This is a genomic window from Fischerella muscicola PCC 7414 (genome assembly GCF_000317205.1).
In the GTDB taxonomy this organism is placed as follows: domain Bacteria; phylum Cyanobacteriota; class Cyanobacteriia; order Cyanobacteriales; family Nostocaceae; genus Fischerella; species Fischerella muscicola.
In genome coordinates, this window is record NZ_AJLK01000139.1 from 1 (window position 1) to 18,036 (window position 18,036).

Annotated in this window: 13 protein-coding genes; 7 read left to right on the forward strand and 6 right to left on the reverse strand. The window is 39.5% G+C overall.

Annotated elements, in window-relative coordinates; all coding sequences use genetic code 11:
• Positions 1-95 precede the first annotated feature (95 nt).
• Both UYI_RS0122155 and cax read right to left on the reverse strand, forming a co-directional pair.
• Positions 96-1,070 carry a hypothetical protein gene (locus UYI_RS0122155; protein ID WP_016868869.1) on the reverse strand — a complete coding sequence of 325 codons (975 nt, stop codon included), beginning with the start codon at positions 1,068-1,070 and terminating at the stop codon, positions 96-98.
• Between the two features lie 137 nt (positions 1,071-1,207).
• Positions 1,208-2,290, reverse strand: coding sequence for a calcium/proton exchanger (gene cax, locus UYI_RS0122160; protein WP_016868870.1), 1,083 nt, complete (start codon positions 2,288-2,290; stop codon positions 1,208-1,210).
• A 1,137-nt stretch (positions 2,291-3,427) separates the two neighbouring features.
• Between cax and UYI_RS0122170 the strand changes: the two genes are divergently transcribed.
• Complete coding sequence (locus UYI_RS0122170; RefSeq protein ID WP_016868872.1) at positions 3,428-5,410, forward strand: P-type ATPase; 1,983 nt, start codon at positions 3,428-3,430, stop codon at positions 5,408-5,410.
• Here the strand turns inward: UYI_RS0122170 and UYI_RS0122175 are convergent.
• Together UYI_RS0122175 and UYI_RS0122180 are read right to left on the reverse strand one after the other, a co-directional pair.
• On the reverse strand, positions 5,389-5,589 hold the full coding sequence (locus UYI_RS0122175; protein WP_016868873.1) for a hypothetical protein: 201 nt from the start codon (positions 5,587-5,589) through the stop codon (positions 5,389-5,391). The genes UYI_RS0122170 and UYI_RS0122175 overlap by 22 nt on opposite strands.
• A gap of 673 nt (positions 5,590-6,262) precedes the next feature.
• On the reverse strand, positions 6,263-6,571 hold the full coding sequence (locus UYI_RS0122180; protein ID WP_016868875.1) for a hypothetical protein: 309 nt from the start codon (positions 6,569-6,571) through the stop codon (positions 6,263-6,265).
• 1,087 nt (positions 6,572-7,658) lie between these two features.
• On the opposite strand from UYI_RS0122180, the gene UYI_RS0122185 reads away from it, so the two are divergent.
• The 3 genes from UYI_RS0122185 to UYI_RS34200 all read left to right on the forward strand — a co-directional run bounded on the left by UYI_RS0122185 (position 7,659) and on the right by UYI_RS34200 (position 9,973).
• Entirely contained in the window at positions 7,659-8,411 is a 753-nt protein-coding gene (locus UYI_RS0122185) for a DUF1345 domain-containing protein (RefSeq protein ID WP_016868876.1), read from the forward strand.
• 76 nt (positions 8,412-8,487) lie between these two features.
• Entirely contained in the window at positions 8,488-9,153 is a 666-nt protein-coding gene (locus UYI_RS0122190; RefSeq protein WP_016868877.1) for a DUF1345 domain-containing protein, read from the forward strand.
• Positions 9,154-9,247: 94 nt separating this feature from the next.
• Positions 9,248-9,973, forward strand: coding sequence for a manganese efflux pump (locus UYI_RS34200; protein WP_016868878.1), 726 nt, complete (start codon positions 9,248-9,250; stop codon positions 9,971-9,973).
• A gap of 98 nt (positions 9,974-10,071) precedes the next feature.
• Here UYI_RS34200 and UYI_RS0122200 read toward each other — a convergent pair whose 3' ends face one another.
• Together UYI_RS0122200 and UYI_RS0122205 are read right to left on the reverse strand one after the other, a co-directional pair.
• Positions 10,072-10,335, reverse strand: coding sequence for a hypothetical protein (locus UYI_RS0122200; protein ID WP_016868879.1), 264 nt, complete (start codon positions 10,333-10,335; stop codon positions 10,072-10,074).
• Between the two features lie 852 nt (positions 10,336-11,187).
• Positions 11,188-12,504 carry a ParB/RepB/Spo0J family partition protein gene (locus tag UYI_RS0122205; protein ID WP_016868880.1) on the reverse strand — a complete coding sequence of 439 codons (1,317 nt, stop codon included), beginning with the start codon at positions 12,502-12,504 and terminating at the stop codon, positions 11,188-11,190.
• A 941-nt stretch (positions 12,505-13,445) separates the two neighbouring features.
• Here UYI_RS0122205 and UYI_RS33165 point away from each other — a divergent pair.
• The 3 genes from UYI_RS33165 to UYI_RS0122225 all read left to right on the forward strand — a co-directional run bounded on the left by UYI_RS33165 (position 13,446) and on the right by UYI_RS0122225 (position 17,792).
• Positions 13,446-15,749: a heavy metal translocating P-type ATPase gene (locus UYI_RS33165; protein WP_016868881.1), complete on the forward strand. Its 2,304-nt coding sequence runs from the start codon at positions 13,446-13,448 to the stop codon at positions 15,747-15,749.
• A 184-nt stretch (positions 15,750-15,933) separates the two neighbouring features.
• Positions 15,934-17,235: a formylglycine-generating enzyme family protein gene (locus UYI_RS0122220; protein ID WP_235147993.1), complete on the forward strand. Its 1,302-nt coding sequence runs from the start codon at positions 15,934-15,936 to the stop codon at positions 17,233-17,235.
• Positions 17,236-17,552: 317 nt separating this feature from the next.
• Complete coding sequence (locus tag UYI_RS0122225; protein ID WP_235147994.1) at positions 17,553-17,792, forward strand: Nif11-like leader peptide family natural product precursor; 240 nt, start codon at positions 17,553-17,555, stop codon at positions 17,790-17,792.
• Positions 17,793-18,036: the final 244 nt, after the last annotated feature.

The window sequence follows — 18,036 nt, forward strand, 5'->3', positions numbered from 1 at the left end:
TCAGATCTGTCGCATTCTTTTAGCGAATTGGTATAACTTTACTTCACTTTAATTTTTAATACTTTCTCTCAACTTTATTCACTTTTATTGTTAACTTATGTTACTTTTTCAGACAGATCTACAGTTTTTGTATTAAAGTTCCACCCTGTTCGTCTACCTACAACGATGCCAATTTTTCTGCCAACTTCTTTGCCTTTTGGCCCCAGTACTGTACCCCCAATCACGCCACCGATAACAGCTGTACCAGTTTCACCTAAGAAATTGCACGCTGTATTGCCTAACCAACTTCCTTTTTGTTCTTGAGAAGATACTGGTTTTACATCACAAACAGTTTCAGAATTTTTTTGAGTGATCTGATTGACTTGCCGCACTGTATCCTCCCCAAGTTGCGCTCCAATGGTAAAACCAACAACACTGCCTACTTGAGTACCGACAATCGCGCCTGCTGGACCCATTACGACCCCAGCTACCACAGCTCCAACTGTTCCCCCTACTGTTTCTCCAACAGTAGCTCCAATTAAGCTGCCTCCGAATTCTTGAATCGTGGTCTTGGATGCAGGAGAAGGAATATTTTCTATGACTTCAGATACTGTCTGAGCAACAGCTTGGCCTGCTTGGGAGGTAGCATTGCCGATCGCTTCGCCAAAACCAGCAGTTGTTCCTGCTACCATTTTTCCAGTCAAGAAAGCAGCGCTGCCGATCACTTCACCCATATTGTTGGCTGTTGCAGACAAATATGCTAAACCAGGAGGTGTGACGCTATCAAGCACTTCTCCAACATTAGCAGCAGTTTCCAGAACTGTTTTTCCAGCTTGATATGCCATGTCATTAATTACTTCTGCCATACCAGCCGTAGTTTCAGTCACAACTTTTCCCGCTTGGGATGCTGCATCGCTGATTAGTTGTCCAATTCCATTGGCAACGGTGGCAAAAAATCCTAAACAAGGAGCTTTGTGAGTCGGAATTACCCTAGCTAACTGAATACCGGAAGACTGAGAATAAACTTCGATTACCTCTGCTTTGACTTCAATGTCTGAGGATTGAGCTTTGATGATTGCTTCACTTGACATAGAGATGACCTCAAAAAAAATTGGGATGGGAGATTTAGCACTGTCTAAGGGTTTGAACAAGGGGTATAGGGATGTGGGGTGTAAGTGAGCAAAACCCTTCTGTTACACCCCTACACCCTTATCCCCTTACGTAAGTTCTAAGGGTGAAAGTAGAATGCTGTGCCAACAACAGCATAGGTAATCAGAAGCAAAGCTCCTTCTAACCAATTAGATTTCCCATCGGTGCTGATGGAGTTGGTAACCAAGACTGCGATCGCCACTGCTAGTACTTCAAAGGGGTTGAAGTCCAAGTTCATTGATTGCCCCATTAACTGACCCACCACGACTAAAATAGGAGCAATAAACATTGCAATTTGCAAACTCGATCCCATTGCCACTGCCACCGCCAAATCCATTTTGTTCTTCATTGCAAAGGTGGCAGTGGTGATATATTCCACTGCTCCTCCAAAAATGGGAATGAGAATGACGCCTGTAAAAAGGTCAGTTAGACCTAATGTAGAAATTGCTTCCTGTAGGCTTGCTACTAGAGTATCAGATACAAAGACCAGAACAATCGTGCAAATGAGCAGAATTCCTACTGACTTCCATAAATCAGTCTTATGTCTCTCAGATTTAACTGCATCTGGGTTAGTCTCTTCTAAATCTCTAAGTTGATAAATAGATTTGTGGGTTTTCATGGAAAAGACCAAGGTCAATCCATAGAAAAATAACAACAAGAAAGCAGCAACAATTGAAAAATGATTGATTGTTGCAGGTTGCAAGCCTGTGGAAGTGAAATCAATGGCGGTTGGTGAAAGCAGTACTACTAATGCTAAATTCAACGAAGAAGCGTTGATACGAGCAACTGTTGGTTGAAAGCTTTGCTCTTTAAACCGCAATCCTCCTAACAACATTGCTGCCCCTAGTGCCAAAAGAAGATTGGCAACGATTGTACCTGTAATGCTAGCTTTGACTACATCTACCAGTCCGGCTCGAAGTGCAACAATCGCGATGATTAACTCTGTAGCGTTGCCGAAAGTAGAGTTAAGCAAACCCCCCAAGGATGGGCCGATAACTTCAGCGATCGCTTCTGTAGAGTCAGCAATAAATGCTGCTAAGGGAATGATTGCCAAGCCAGAGGCAATAAAAACAACTATCGAGGGAAAATTTAGCCATTCTGCTATGAATGCAATTGGTACAAAAACCAACATGCGTAGCAGAATTACCTGTTTTTGAGTCATTTTTAAGACTCCTAAGGAAAAAAAGTTCTCTCCTGTTAATTACTCCTACCCCAATACAATTTGGCTCAAGGGTGAGGGAATGCGGAGTTCCCTTTTAACCTTTTCCAATCAGCACCTGAGTCAGGAGTAAAGGAAATATGCTGTTAAACTCTAAAATTTGCTCATCTAGGTGAATGAGGTCATTAGTAGAAAAATTGACAAAATTCTCTGAAGTAAGAAACGCTCAACCAGAAGGATAAAAACTATTATCCAACTGTTAGGGTGTATTTATGTATACTCAGAATTGCCTGAAATACCTGCTTAACTGCTGCGACAAACTATGAATTACGATTGCCGTAGCAGAGTGTATTCGATAATATTTTAATTGACTGAGATGATAGCTTGCCTAAACGAAAAGTTACCACATTTAAAATCTTGTCATTTAAAAATTAATTATATTTAACATACATAAATACGGGAACAGGGAATAGAAAACGGGTAACTGTATATAGGTGTAACATTCAAAGCATAATTTTCTTTGTGTTTTAGTGTCTTATACCATTTCACAAAATTATTGATACAAATTCTCTCCCTTGTCTTTCTTGTCCTCCTTGTCCTCCTTGTCTTCCAGTTCGCCAAGTGTATCAGACTTGTAGTGATTCATGTAAGGGTATTGCTTTTCAAGTTGAGTTAATTATTTTGATTTCAAATATTTGTGGAAATTATACCTTTTGGATAAGTAAGTATTACCCAAATAGAAAGAGTAAGTATAATTATTTTTTATATATGCTATCAAAGTGGAGAGTTATTTGAGAAAGCAAGTTTTATGGATAATCTTTTATTAGTTTCTATTCTTGGTTTTGTGATTTTATTTGGAATGACATTATTGATAGTGGAGGAGTTTACTATCGAAAGAAGGGCGATTTTAGCTGAATATCGCAGGAAAAGGAAATAATTCGCGGATATACGTAAAACTTTTTTGAAAGGGTGATTGATGATCTGTAGAGATACAGAAGAAACATAAAATAAAAACTGTTCAGTTTACTAGGCGATTCTCACATAGTTTTACAACAAAAGCTTTTTACTTGTTTGAGTGTAGCTTATGATGTTGATTAATGTGAGATTTAAAACCCTTTCATTCTAGATTATCTCAATGTAATGAGCTATCAGGTCGTTCACTCTACTTTTGGACGTTATCGTATTCGTATACCTCAACTTGCTCATGATTCAGACTTTGCTAGCAAACTTAAGGCACTAGTTGAATCGTTGGCATTTGTGACTGAGGTTCGTATTAATGCACAAGCAAGTTCACTGATTGTCAGCTATCAAGATGATGTTTGCAGCACAACGGCGCTGGAAAAGTTTGTTAGCTGTATCCAGGCTGCTGTAGACTGTGTTGATATTCCCTTTACGGAATCTCTACCTGAAGGAGAAGACCTTAAACCGGAAGTCAATCAATGGAAGGATTTAGGATTTCCTTTCCTCAGTCTAAGTTTGGCTTTGCTAGCAGCTCCTTTGGAGTTACCACCATTGATTGTGGTTTTAGCAATTGCTGGAGCTGCTACACCTTGGTTTAACCGTGCTGCTGATAGTCTGATCAATCAACGTCAGCCGAATATTGATCTACTTGATTCAGCATGGATGACTATGCAGACTGTCCAAGGTCAATTTATTGCACCTGCGCTCAAGACAGTTTTGGTAGAAGTGAGGAGAGCTCTCAGGGGGAATACAACCGAAACTAGAGAAGAACTGTCTTTGAATGTGTTGAATGAATTAGATCAATATGTTTGGGTAGAGTTAGATGGAGAGGAACAACATGTCCATATCAGCAATTTACACCAAGGCGATCGCATCATCATTAAATCAGGCGAAATGATTTTGGTAGATGGGATCGTTGTTTATGGTTATGGTTCAATCGATACCCAGAATTTGACAGGTAGCTCTACACCTGTTGTATGTTCCCAAGGACACGATGTCTACGCCTCTACAATCTTGCTTGAAGGTGAGTTATGTGTTTTGGTGAAAAGAGTTGGACTTAACACCCGTGCTGGCTTAGCTGCTTTTCTCGCGGAATTAGCACCTGTTCATGATACAAAAATTGGTGCTTTGCAAGCAGAATTTGTGAGAAATGCAATTTTACCGACTCTGGCTTTAGGTGGCACAATCTATCTAATGACAGGTAATATTGGTGCTGCTATCTCACCCTACCAATTTGATTTTGGCAGTGGTATTCCTATTTCGCTTTCAACAACAGTTCTGCAAGCGCTGATCTATGCTGTGCGACATGGAATCTACATTCGCAGTGGTGGTATTTTGGAAGCATTAGCGCAAATTAATGCGATTGTCTTTGATTTTGACATACTAGCTCTAGATTCTCCTGAGACTATAGAAGCTATTGCCATTCTCCAGAGTCAAAACATAGATATTTACTTAGTTTCTGATGCTCCTGAATCGATAGCTTGTGATATTGCAACTGGGTTAGGAATTCATCCCCATCAGGTTTGTGCAGAAGTTCCTTTAAACCAAAAAATCAATCTGATTCGTGGGTTGCAGCACCAAGGTAAGATAGTGGCTTTTGTGGGAGATGAGGAAGATGAAGCAGTACGGCTTGCTCATGCTAATGTCTCTATTTCGTTTGCTAAGACGAGTGAGATTCCCCATAGAACAACTGATGTTGTCATTTTAGAAGATGACTTACGCGGAGTTACACATGCCATTGCGATCGCTAAGCGAGCAATGGAAATAATCTACGAAAACACTGCAACTATTGTCATTCCTAACCTATTTATGCAAATAGGCGGTGGAATGGTGTTGGGTGTAAATCCTGTGTACAACGTAATTGTAAATAATGGTACAGCCTTTATAGCTGAATTCTTGAATGGTTCACGTCCACTTTTTGAGACAAACTTTTTACCTCCTCTAAGAAGCAGTTCTCAAAGAATTAGTCAGGGAAATTTTGCATCAAATGGTAAAGCACTCAAACAAGGTGAATTGGCAAAGCGCTTAGGAGTATCATCTCAGTCTCTTACCAGCAAAAGATTAAAGCCTGAGTTTCCTATATGGACTCAGGCTAGAGATCCAGAAGGAATAGCATGGGATTTTGATCCAGTAGCCAAGCGCTACCGACATTCACTCGCTTGAAGTTTTGTAGGATTCTCTTGAGAATATGCATTTGTACATCTAGCATCTGCTGTTTGTTGAGTCACAAACAGATGAGCTGATAAGTCAGTGAGAACGACTAGCAAAAGAAAAGCAAATGGGCCAATCGCAAGGGTAATCGCTAACTTGCGTAAGTCAAAGAACTCTGGATATTTGAGCATGGTAAAAAATCTCCGATAGAGGGAAGCCTTTTCTCCTGATTAGAAATCAGCAGAAGTAATATCAAGTTTCCATGATTACTTATAATTCTTGCTTAACCTCACCCCTATCCTCTCTGATGAGAGAGGGTAGGGTTTTAGTTATTAAGTGACTAACTGAACTTGATCTTCGTTTTTAGCGGTATGCAGCCTTTTGCATAAAGTTGCAATTATACAAAAGGCTGCAACTTAGACATGACAAACTAGCTTCACCTTTAAGAATGCAGAGATTAAGCAAGTATTAATATCATGTCCGTTTGAAGACTTATCATATCTGTGAAGACCGGTAATGGGTAATAGGTAATAGACATCTCCAGAAATTAATTATGCGTTACCCAAAATCCTTGTACCAGACGTGCCATGGCACGTCTCTACACTATTTGTCGGAGATTACCAACTACCAATTACCAACAAAACCAACCATATGGTAAGTAATTAGCCGGACTTGATATAAGTGGTGAAAATCAAGGTTATTGGTGAAGCCGTTAGGTTAAATAGATTCGGAAATTGCACTCTTGGGCAATTCTTAGCAAAATTTGTTTCAGGATTACTAGTAGACTGGTCAATAAAGACTGACAACCGAGAGGCTATCAGTCTCTGGCAAGACGTTAGATGTCACCTCCATGCTTTGCAGAGGTTAACCGATAGTTACCTCACGGGGAGTACTGTCGCTAGTTCCGTTTTTGGAAGATGAACGCTCTGCTTTTGCTTCAGCAACTAAATCCTTAAAGGATTCACTGGCTTCAGCAAAAGTAGATTGAGCCTTATCAATGGCCTCAAAAGTCCAAATTAATCCAGTCTTAGCTGCACTCCTTGCAGATTCAGAAACATTGTGACCGGTTGCAGAATCAAGAGCGCTAACAACAGGTACTAAAACCAATGCTCCAACTCCAATAACAGCAGCAGTCATTGGTTCAAGACCTAGCAAAAGAGCCTCTAATTCCATATTTACTTTACCTCCAAAATTATAGAAAAACCCGCTTGCTTCAAGTTGCAGCTATGTAGACAACTCGAATCTTAAGTTGTGAGGGTATGTCACCTCAAATAATGAATGAAAAATGCAGAAACGAATCTTCAATAGCTACATCAAGCAATTACAAGAAGGCTGGTTAGTGAGAGTAAAAACTGTAGAAAAACAGGTAGCGAAACTTTCTAAATGTTTCCACCTATGTGAGTTCATATTACATCGTATCAGGAAAAGAAGGTACTAGAAACAACATTAAGTTTTTGTTATAAAAGTAGACAGGATGAAACATTTGTTTTACTTTTAGCAAATTATTGTATTTTTTATAGCTTGGGAATCTCAGTTTCCGAGCAAACTTACTCATAATTAATTACAGACAAGTATGCAGACAAATCAGGAAAAATATTGATTAAAGTTGCTAGTAGTCAATTGCTAGTTGCTAATTTGGTCAAGCCGTTAGCTATCAGCCATCAGCTATTAGTAATTCTAAGAGACGCTTGATGTGAATTATCTGCTGAAATTGCGTTTTTTGAGTGTAAGGACTTAATATTTCGTGCTTTTACAAACTTAATCAGCAATTAGTAGCTCTATTTGTAAAGATTATATTTTGCGGCTGGTTGTAGAACTTGTTACTCATTACCAGCAAATAGCCATAGTAAATATTCTTTTCAGTAGAGTCAAGCAGGCATTAGGGTAATATCTATTTCCCCTAATTAATTTAAGATGGGAGCAGCTTAAATTCTTTACACTGATTACCGTTGTGTATATACTACTAGAATATCTGCAAAAATTTTTTTGAAGTTGATAAGTGCTTGAGCGTTCTTGGTTTGGCAGTACTATATCAACTAGGTTCTTGTATGGAGCCATCAATTTATAGATAAATGATCTAGCGGCGTAGAGTACTCTTGCAAATTTTTGACGCCCAAAATGCTTTGCTGTCTTCTAGTTAATTGGAATTGGTTGCTAAACAAAACTGATTTCACAAAGCAAGTAGAAATTGTGGATTTCGAGCTTGTTCAGGTTGGGTTAAAGCGCCCGATTACTACTAACCTTTAACCTCTAAAAAACTATGAAATTTTTATCAGGAAATAAAGCTAGTACTGGCAAAGTTAAAGCCCTCGAGTTTCTGTTTGTGGGGCAAGCCAGACTAGCAATTTTACTCAGCTTACTCAAGAACTTAGATTCGCGCAGTCGTTTAGGGGTATCAATAATGGTGGGGATGGCAGCCTTTATTGTGATGCCAGACTTTATGCACCTAGATATTCAAATCCTTGCTGCTTGGATCTCTGGCGTTCTTTGTTTCTTAATGCTGTTTGTGTTAATGGCAAACAGCGCTACTCCCCAAAAAACTTACTATCTTGCTCAAGGCAAAGAAGCACAACATTCAGTAACTTTTATCTTGGTTATGATTACTGCTTGCACCAGTATCTTTGCCATTGGGCTGATGCAGACAAATAATCAAGATATACCAACTTCTGCTCTTGTTGCTGAAGTCAGTTTGTCTTTGATAGCAGTGCTTTGTTCTTGGTTTTTAACGCATACTGTCTTTGCACTTCACTATGCTACTTGCTACTACCACCGAGAATCAATTAGTCAGGGAGAAGAATATGCAAAGGGGTTAGACTTTCCTGGTGAGGAAGAGCCTGATTTCTGGGATTTTATGTATTTTTCTTTCACTATCGGCATGACTGCCCAAACTTCTGACATATCAATTACATCTTTACCAATGCGACAGTTGGTTTTAGGACACGCGGTAGTATCGTTTCTTTTCTATATGGTAATACTGGCTTCTAGCGTTAACGTCGTCTCTGGATTGATTTAGACTGATGTCTTTGTTTGCAAAAATTATACTTGCTGCCTTGTATGGGTTATTTATAATATCTGGTCAAAAGTAGGTTATGAATTTTGGTTCTTTACTCATCACTTGTAAAAACCTAAGCCCAAAACACCGCACCATTTTATCTTTGTGGTTAGCTGCTTTGGTTTTTTTGCTAATGCCGTCTTTTACGATAGAAGTGCGCATTCTTTCAGCTTGGAGTGCTGGAGTTCTCTGCTTTGTAGTCCTAGCTTGGTTTATGATGTTTGATGCGACTCCTGGTAAAACTTGCTACCGCGCCCAGCGCCAGGAAGCCGATCACCTGGCTGTCTTTTTACTAGTTGTATGTATTGCCTTTAGTAGTCTTTTTGCGATCGCAGTCGTGTTAGCGAAACATAAGGATTCCTTTACCCTCTCTGTTGGATTGTCTATTGTGGCAATTTTTAGTTCCTGGGTACTGATGCACACAATGTTCGCATTGCACTATGCGGCGTTTTATTATCGCAGCAACGACTTGAGTCTTGAAGGGGAAGCAATGGGAGGTTTAGAGTTTTCTCATGTAGAACTTCCCTGTTATTTAGACTTTCTCTATTTTACGTTCACTCTTGGCATGACATCTCAGACATCCGACACACAAATTACCTCGTCTTTTATGCGACGGTTAGCACTAGGTCATACAATTATGTCATTTTTTTTCTACAGCGTAGTTATCGCCTTAATGGTAAGCATAGTTTCCGGGTTGTTGTGAACGTTGTGGGCGATCGCTACAACGCTGGAATGAAAATTTGACTCCTCTTACACCCCCACACCCATGTTCCCTAACCTGTATTGGAGAATTTACTATGCATCTGATATCAGCTTTTTTGCTGGCTATTTCAGCAAATGTAGATAACTTAGCAGTAGGAATTGCCTATGGCTTCAAAAAAATCAAAATTGGTTTATCTACAAATCTATTTATTGCCTTTATTTCTGCTTTAGGTACTTATCTTGCCACATCGGTTGGGGAAGATATCAGTAAGAGTTTAAATATAAGTGTTGCCAATATTATAGGTAGCGCTGTTCTCGTAGGTATTGGAATTTGGGTAATTAGGGAAACATTAAAACGAGAGCGAAAAAAGACGAAAATGCTCTTGAAAATGCAACAGATGCAAATACCTGTGACAACAAGATTTTCTTCACCTTCTTCCAGATCTGTGATGGAAAAATCTCCAACAATTATGACAGAGGAATTTTCTCAAGAAATTATTCGTGAGTTTTCCTATGCAACATATATAGAAAATCCTGCAAAAGCTGATATAGATAAATCGGGTTATATTGATGTTCGAGAGTCAATAGCCCTAGCGTTTGGTTTAACGTTCAATAATCTGGGTAGTGGTATCGGTGCTGGGATTTCCGATGTTAATTTGATGGTTATGACACTTCTTACCTTTATATTTAGCGTTTTAGCAATTATGGGAGGATATGTTTTAGGCGATCGCTTCACTACAAGACTACCTGGTTTGTGGGCTGGAACTCTTTCTGGATTGCTGATGATTGCTATAGGAATATACGAATACTTTGTTGTCTGAGAGAGGTTAGTAAGTGGTTAACGATTAATAAATACTTTAGATTATAAAAGTAATACTAATTAACCACTAACCGCCAATTCATATTACTTTAGTGTTGATTAGTGATATAACGGGAGTAAATCAATGACATTATTGAAACTTGTAAAATAGTCTCGTAGTGCCTTAGCAGCATCACCTGTAAACTCTATCCATTCGTAATGGTAGAGATTAGATGAGATGCTGTCTTCCTGGAATAGAGAGGCACTTGGAATGGCAATCAACAAAGAGACACTTTCTTCTTCAGAGCGATTTAGACCTTCTAGCCGAATAGCGGCAATATAGTTTGTGTTGACCACAATCTTGTCAATTTTTATAAATGCCATGATTTTTTTAGTCCGAAACAACTTGATCTAAAAACCATGCAACAATGAAAGTTTGTGTTTATTAAATTCAATACCATTAATTATTGATGTATCTTTACAAAGATTGTAATCTATAGAAATTACCAACTTGAAAAAATAATAGTTCAGTTATTTCTAACTCACTGCTAACAGATACTAATGAGACTTCAGGAGAATAATGATTGAAACGAGTCTAAAATGTGTGTAGTAATCTTGTTTGCATTCTGAAAACTTTTTGAGAGGAGCCAGCAGAAGCATAAGACATTACATCCATTGCAAAGTTACAAACCAAGCCAGACTTTGTAAGGGGATGCGAATGTCAAATTAGCATATGCTCTGGGCTATCTTTACAAGAGGTTTGCAGCTTGCTGAGGATTGCTCTACTACCATCCTTAACAGAATCAGCGTTTTACAATATCGGGGATGTAAAGGTGTAAATCCATGTTGTTTGTTATTGGTTAGTACTTACTAACCAAAACCTTGCAGACAACTGGCTACGGTTATATACCACCTGCACCTTTACACTCCATTCCTTTTTTCTGTTATCAGTGATCAGTTATTGATCACTGAGAAATTCAGTTTTGTAGGATATGTTATGCCGTAGGCTAAGGCATCAAGGAGTGATTTTTGGTGCGTTAGGACGCTCTGTCCATAAGGCAACGGAGGGGTTTGGGGTGAGGTTCCGTCAGACTCACTTTATTTGAGAAATCTATGTTGAGCAAATGAAATCTATCGAACTCACGTTAACACAAAGTAGCCCTCATAAAGCCTAACCTTTCTCCCCTGTCTGGTTTGTCTCCTGGGCGACCATCATCTTGAGAATGCGACTTCTTCTTAGGCTCTCGTCGCTTGTTTTCCTGTCCATCGTTGCCAACGGAGAATTGCCTCATTGACTCGCTTGGGATCTTCGTCTCCAGCAAAACAAATTCGTCTTAAACGTTCACAAGCAATTAATGCTTCACCATGTCCTATAGAAGGGATAATGACGAAACTACCTGGTTTGGTAAAAAAGCTAACTAAATAAGAAACGATACCTTCAATACCCTCAATGTCAGGATGATGATTTGGTTTGAGCAAAGGTTCTTGGGAGAAAATAGCAGTGTATATCTTTCCTATAACTAATTCAAATCTAAAGGGCATTTGAGTGCGTTTGCAAAGATTGTAGATTGATCCTTCACGACACATCACAGCTACAACATGAGCTTCGTTGATTAAATAGTCATGCTTCCAAGAACAACTGGGAGGAGCGATCGCTAATGCAGCATTAGATGGTAAGAGTTGAATAAAATCTTCATCGGTGGTATCACCGCAATAAATCATGTGTCGGTCTAGTATCCAAACTTCGTCAGTCTGAATCTGAATTTCATCATTCTTAACATTTTTTGATACACGTTGAGTTGACTTGCTAGACTCTTTAGCTTCCTTTTGGGCCATTTCATTTTGAAAAGCAATTAACTGAAGTTGTTTTTGTTTCTCTCTTGCCTCTGCTGCTAGTTTTTTTTGCTTTTCTAGTTCGGCTCTGTTTTGTTGTGCTATGGCTTCTTGTGCTGCTATTTCTGCTTGTTCTGCCTGTTGTCGTTCTTTACTACCGGCCCTAGCTACTTTTAATAAAGCTGAGGTACTCTTAGCAATTGGTGTTCCTTTAATCATTTTTTTAACTTCTGGAACAATGTTTTTAGCAATTTGTTTACCGTACTGTAAAGTGCGCTCCGTACAGCCTATTTCTTGTGCCAACTCCAATGTTGTTTTCGGGGGTGGTGAAAGTATTTCACCACCTCTTTGACTAAATTGGTTGTCCCCTACCTTTGCCCTCAGTCCCATCCGTTCTAAAATCCGGTCGCGTTCTAACCATAATTCAGACCGTTCTAGAGCATCCAATTCGCTACGAATTAAATTTTCATCAATTTCTGCTAGACGAGCATGGTCTGTGTCTTCATAAGTAATAATATGACACTCAATTTCTTTAAGTCCAATAAGCTTACAAGCGGTAAGACGGTGCAAACCTGCCACGAGATTGAGGTTTTGGTCTAAAGTAATAGGATTTAACAGTCCATTAGCTTTAATGGACTCCATCAACTCAGCGACTTTCTGGTCATTGAGAGGACGCCTGTTTGGGAGAATATTGACACGATTAATGTCAACGAAGGACATAGGATTCTTTCTCTATTAATCCAAAATTTCATTGAAATGTGATAGTCGAAAATTGAAAAGACATTATCATACGTATTATTAAGTGTTTAACTTTATTTACCGTATCTTGGTAAATCTTTACTATAGGTTCAACCGGGTTTTCAATGGCATACACCTCCAACCACTAAATACATAATTTTATAAACCATATTTGATTATTAGTATAAGTTATTGTACGGATATTTTGCTGTAAAACACTGGTATTGAGTAGTTGGTTGCTACATATACAGTGCAATCTAGCTCATGAGTTTGTTAGTTGATGACGTTAAAATAGTATTGGTAAAGATAGACGCGATCGCATCGTATACTTTAGTAAGACTGGCTGAAAAAATTAAGAAAAAGTGAAAAATAGAACTTAACCCCAGAAGTGTGTCAATTTAATATCTAGGTTAAGTTTAAATGGCAGACCTCCCCATTGATCAAGTACTGAATGCTCTAAAAGCCAAGAAAGATTATCTTGCAACTAATACAGCAGAGCAAAAATAATATTTAGCTGAAAAAGCTCAAAAAGCCTTATTTACCATCAATATTCTTCTGTACTAACCCCATAGCTGTCTTCTTGACATTACCTTAAATTGGAGTATTTTGATACCTCAGCCTTTCTCCTATAAACTATCTAAATCTATATTATGCAAAAATAATATACCCTCATTGGTAGATATTTCTGATACGGCTATCTCTCTTGAGATACAAATGAGATGAAAGAATAATAGTTTTGCTGGGCTACTAAACAGCAATTACTGGAATTCAGCAAAACTTATATATTAAATCGGTAATTTTATACTCTCTCCCAGAGCAATGGCTCCTAAGATAGTTGCAACAGAAGGCTAGTTCTGTCAAGATGTTTGTCAATTTCTGGAAATTATTTTTTTAAACCCAATTGATATAAAGAGTAGAAGAATATGAAATTAGTTGCGGAAACAGAATCTCTTTCTTTAGAGAAGCATGTTGGAGAAATAGATTACCAAATCATCCATACTACTAGTGGTCGCTTCCGGATTAAAATTCCTCGATTGTCTAAAGATGTAGAGTATACCAACCAACTTATTTGGTTAATTGAGTCTTTCGACTTCATCATTAGTGTTCGCATTAATCCAGCAGCAGAATCACTCATCATCCACTATCAAGAAAACCTTGTTTCTAGCACTACAGTTAAAGAAAGCCTACTGACGATTATTCAGCAGGCAGCGATAGCCGAAACTTCGTCGGGAGTTGTCCAGACTCAGACAGAATTTAAAACAGAGTTCGACTGGGTGATAGAGAGAGTAGGGATGCCTGTCTTTAGTTTGGGACTAGCACTGCTGGCCCAACAATTCCTACCGATTCCGCCTTTGGTACTAGCAGGAGTGGTAGCTGTTGCCGCAATTCCGTTTATTCAACGTACACTCGATCTCATGTTGACAGAGCGTCGTTTGGATGCGGATATTCTAGATATCCTCTGGATGAGTCTTTATACAATCAAAGGTGACTTTGTTGGCCCAGCATTAATGGTCAGCCTCATAGAGTCAGGAGATGTACTCAGAGACGCTACCGCCCGTGCTAATGAACAACAAATGTTAGATTTGCTGCAAGGAGTAGATAAGTACGTCAGGATAGAGCGGGATGGACAAGAGGAACGTATTCAATTAAGTGAGGTGAAAAAAGGCGATCGCATTGTTGTCTATGCAGGTGAGACAATTCCCGTCAGCGGTCGGGTATTAAGGGGTACAGCTCTCATCGACGAACACAAATTAACGGGTGAATCTAACCTAGTTTCTCGCTCAGAGGGACAAGTTGTCCATGCTTCAACCCTAGTATTAGAAGGTAAGATTTGTATCCTCACAAAACGGATTGGCAAGAATACTCGCTTAGGCTTAGCAGTGCAACTTATGCAATCTGCGCCAGTACACGATACTCGTGTGGAAGATTACGCCTCTAAAATCGCCAATGCGCTAATCGCACCAACCCTGTTACTAAGTGGAATCATTTTTGCCTTGACGCGAGACGTATCGAGAGCGCTTGCTCCCCTCCACCTTGACTTTGGACACGCCATTCGGATTGCAGTTCCCACAACTGCGCTTGCAGCTGTCACCTATGCTGCTCGTCAAGGAATTTACATCCGCAGTGGTCGAGCTTTGGAAATGCTAGCACGGATAGATACCGTCGTCTTTGACAAAACAGGAACCTTAACACAAGGAAATGCAGCAGTTGTGACGATTGAAACAGCAAACGAGCAAATTTCGCCCCAAGAAATTCTAGCGCTTGCTGCTTCTGCGGAACAAGGCAATTCTCACCCCGTAGCGAGTGCAATTATTCGCCGTGCTGAAGAAAATGGAGTTGAAATTAAACCTTCTACAACCAAAGACTATCGTATTGGCTTAGGAATTGTTGCCCAGATTGAGGATGCAAAAGTTTTAGTGGGTAGCGAACTGCTCCTGCAACAAGAGGGTATCAATTTAGATTCAATGCACAAAAAATATCCCAACTTGAAAAATAGCACTTACTCTCTTGTTTATGTGGCTAAGAATAATGAATTACTAGGAGTTATTTTGTTTACTGATCCTCTGCGTCCAGAAAGTACAAAAGTTGTTGAATCTTTACAATGTCAGGGTATGGCAACTTACATCTTAACAGGAGATAATCAACGTGTAGCAAATCATGTCGGTACTCAGTTAGGCATCACCCAGGATCACACTTACGCCCAAGTTTTCCCTGACAAAAAAGTTGAAGTTATCTGTAGTTTAAAAGACAGAGGACAGAGAGTGGCTTTTGTTGGTGAAGGTATTAACGATGCTGCCGCCCTTGCTCATGCCGATGTCTCGATATCTTTTCTGGAAGGTAGCGATATTGCCCGAGAAACTGCTGATGTCGTACTTTTGGATAACGACCTGCGAGGCATTAGCCATGCCATTGCCATTGCCAAACGGGCAATGGAAATCATTTATCAGAATACAGCGATCGCTGCAATTCCCAATATTAGCGTTGTCCTCGCAGGAGTTTTATTCGCTCTAGATCCAGTGTTAGGAGTGATTATCAGCAATGGTTCAGCCTTACTAGCAGAACTAAACAGCTTCCGACCTCTATTTGAGCCTGACACAGACCCCAACTCATATGTAGTAGACGAATCCTTAATCTCTACATTTGCTAATTCTCAAGAAGCCACCAATTCTAGAAACACCAAAAAAAGACAACAACAATTTCTCAGTTATTGCCTACTTAAAACATAAAATATGTGACAATTATAATATCGACTTCTAATACCAATTCATTATAATGATGCACTTAATAATAACCCCTACCTCCGGTGTCCTTCCAAAGCACCGGAGGACTACAGGGGATAGGATTAAGCTCAGCTTTATAGAAATGGTATAAGCAATTCAAAGATTTAACTCAGGTAAAGAGGTTATCATCATGCCTCGCTGCCCCGTCTGCCAAAGTAAGTACACTCATAACAAGGACGAATATTGCCCTTGCTGTAATTGGAATCTGCCACCTTACCCATTTCCTATGGGGTGGATTCCCGAAATTGTCCAAAAAGAAAACATCAGATTGGCTTGGGCGAAGCAAATATGGACAGCCTTTAAGTTAGCCCAAGAACGATTAAAGCAAGCCCAGATGCAGCTTGAGGAAGCAAAGCAACGTGCATCACAAATTAACTTGCAGTTTGAACAAAGCTATCAAGAACGATCTGCTCTTGCCGAAACGTTGCATAAACAAGAAGCCAGACTAGCACTATTGCAGGAGCAGTTGCAGCAATCGACTCAACAGATGGCAGAACTACGAACTGAACTAGAGGGCATTAAACAAGAGCGCAAGCACAAGCATACAATAGTACCTCACTTCCAGTTAGAGAAAGGTTCTGCATCAGTCAAAATACAAGAGTTTAGCTTTGAAGTTGTCACCTTAAACAACTGGGGACAACCAATCAACTGCTCTATCAATAAGGCACAATATTTTCAAGAGCATCTGGGAAATAATGTCTTTCTGGACATGGTTTACATTCCAGGAGGAACATTTTTGATGGGATCTCCTGAGGATGAATTAGGGCGAGAGAGCAATGAAGGACCCCAACATCCAGTCGCCCTCCAACCTTTCTATCTCAGCAGGTTTCCCATTACTCAAGCCCAGTGGAGGGTAATTGCCCAACTTCCCCAAATCAACAGATATCTCAACCCAGACCCCTCCAATTTCAAACACCCAGATACTCCTGTTGAAAAAGTCTCCTGGTATGATGCCATTGAGTTTTGTGCAAGACTTTCCCAACTCACAGGACATAGTTATCGACTCCCAAGTGAAGCAGAGTGGGAATTCGCCTGTCGCGCTGGAACTGCAACTCCTTTCCACTTTGGTGAAACTATCACCTCTAATCTCGCTAATTATGACGGTAGCTATATTTACGGTTCTGGAACAGAAGGGCCATATCGCCAACAGACTACTGCTGTTGGGTATTTCCAAATAGCCAATGCTTTTGGGCTATCAGACTTACACGGCAATGTCTGGGAATGGTGTGCTGATTCTTGGTATGAAAACTATCAGGATGCACCTGCTGATGGCAGTATTTGGCAGTTAGATGAGTCTAATAACTGTCGTGTATTGCGAGGTGGAGCGTGGTATTGTCTCCCTGCGCTTTGCCGCTCAGCCCAACGCCACTGGGATCAGGCAGATCACGCAGGTAGTGGCACTGGTTTTCGAGTAGTCTGTTTTAAAATCTAAATAATAGTGATTCAATAGATATTTATCCCTAATTTATGATATAAGAAAAATTGAGAGTAAAACTGTAAAACTCAATTTTCCTAAAATCAGTTCTAAAAGCAGCTAAGTAGTTGCTTTTATTTATGGATTTTCAAGTTTTGTCCAACGATTACCCATTTAGCTTGTATCTTGTCAAAGGTTTTCAGCAATATCTAAGTTTCATAAATGTAGATTTATAAAACTTGATGTTGACTTACTGGAATTCATCATCTGTTTCCCTCAGCCTAAGCTGGGATAAAGATGGTGAACTCATATTTTCTGTTTTTCAATAGATAAAAGTGAGGATAAACGTGTCGCCACAACAAGTAAAACAATTAAATCAACTAAAGCAATTCCATCAACTAGTTCTTCAAGATTCTTCCTTAAAAGAGCGTTTAAGAGTAGCGACAGACCAAGCCAGTCTCGTAAGCATAGCAGTGCAGTTGGGAACTGAACTGGGTTATAGTTTTACCTACCAAGAAGTCGAGGCTTATATTGACCAAAATATATTAACTTTAATGAGACAATTTTTATTTTAAGAAGGAGTGTAAGGTTACTTGCTGTAAAAACTTAGTTTATATAAAGCCTGCTGATGCAGGCTTTTTTTATAGCCGCTATTCGGCGTTGCATAAAATGAGGATGAATAATGAACCGCCCTACTCCACTAGAAGCCACTTCGTATCTACGTGACGGAAACCGGAGCCACTGCGGTGGACTCATCAAGACGGCAAGAACGCCAATAATTAACTTTTTCGGTTAACAGAGAAAATAAAATCTCGCAAA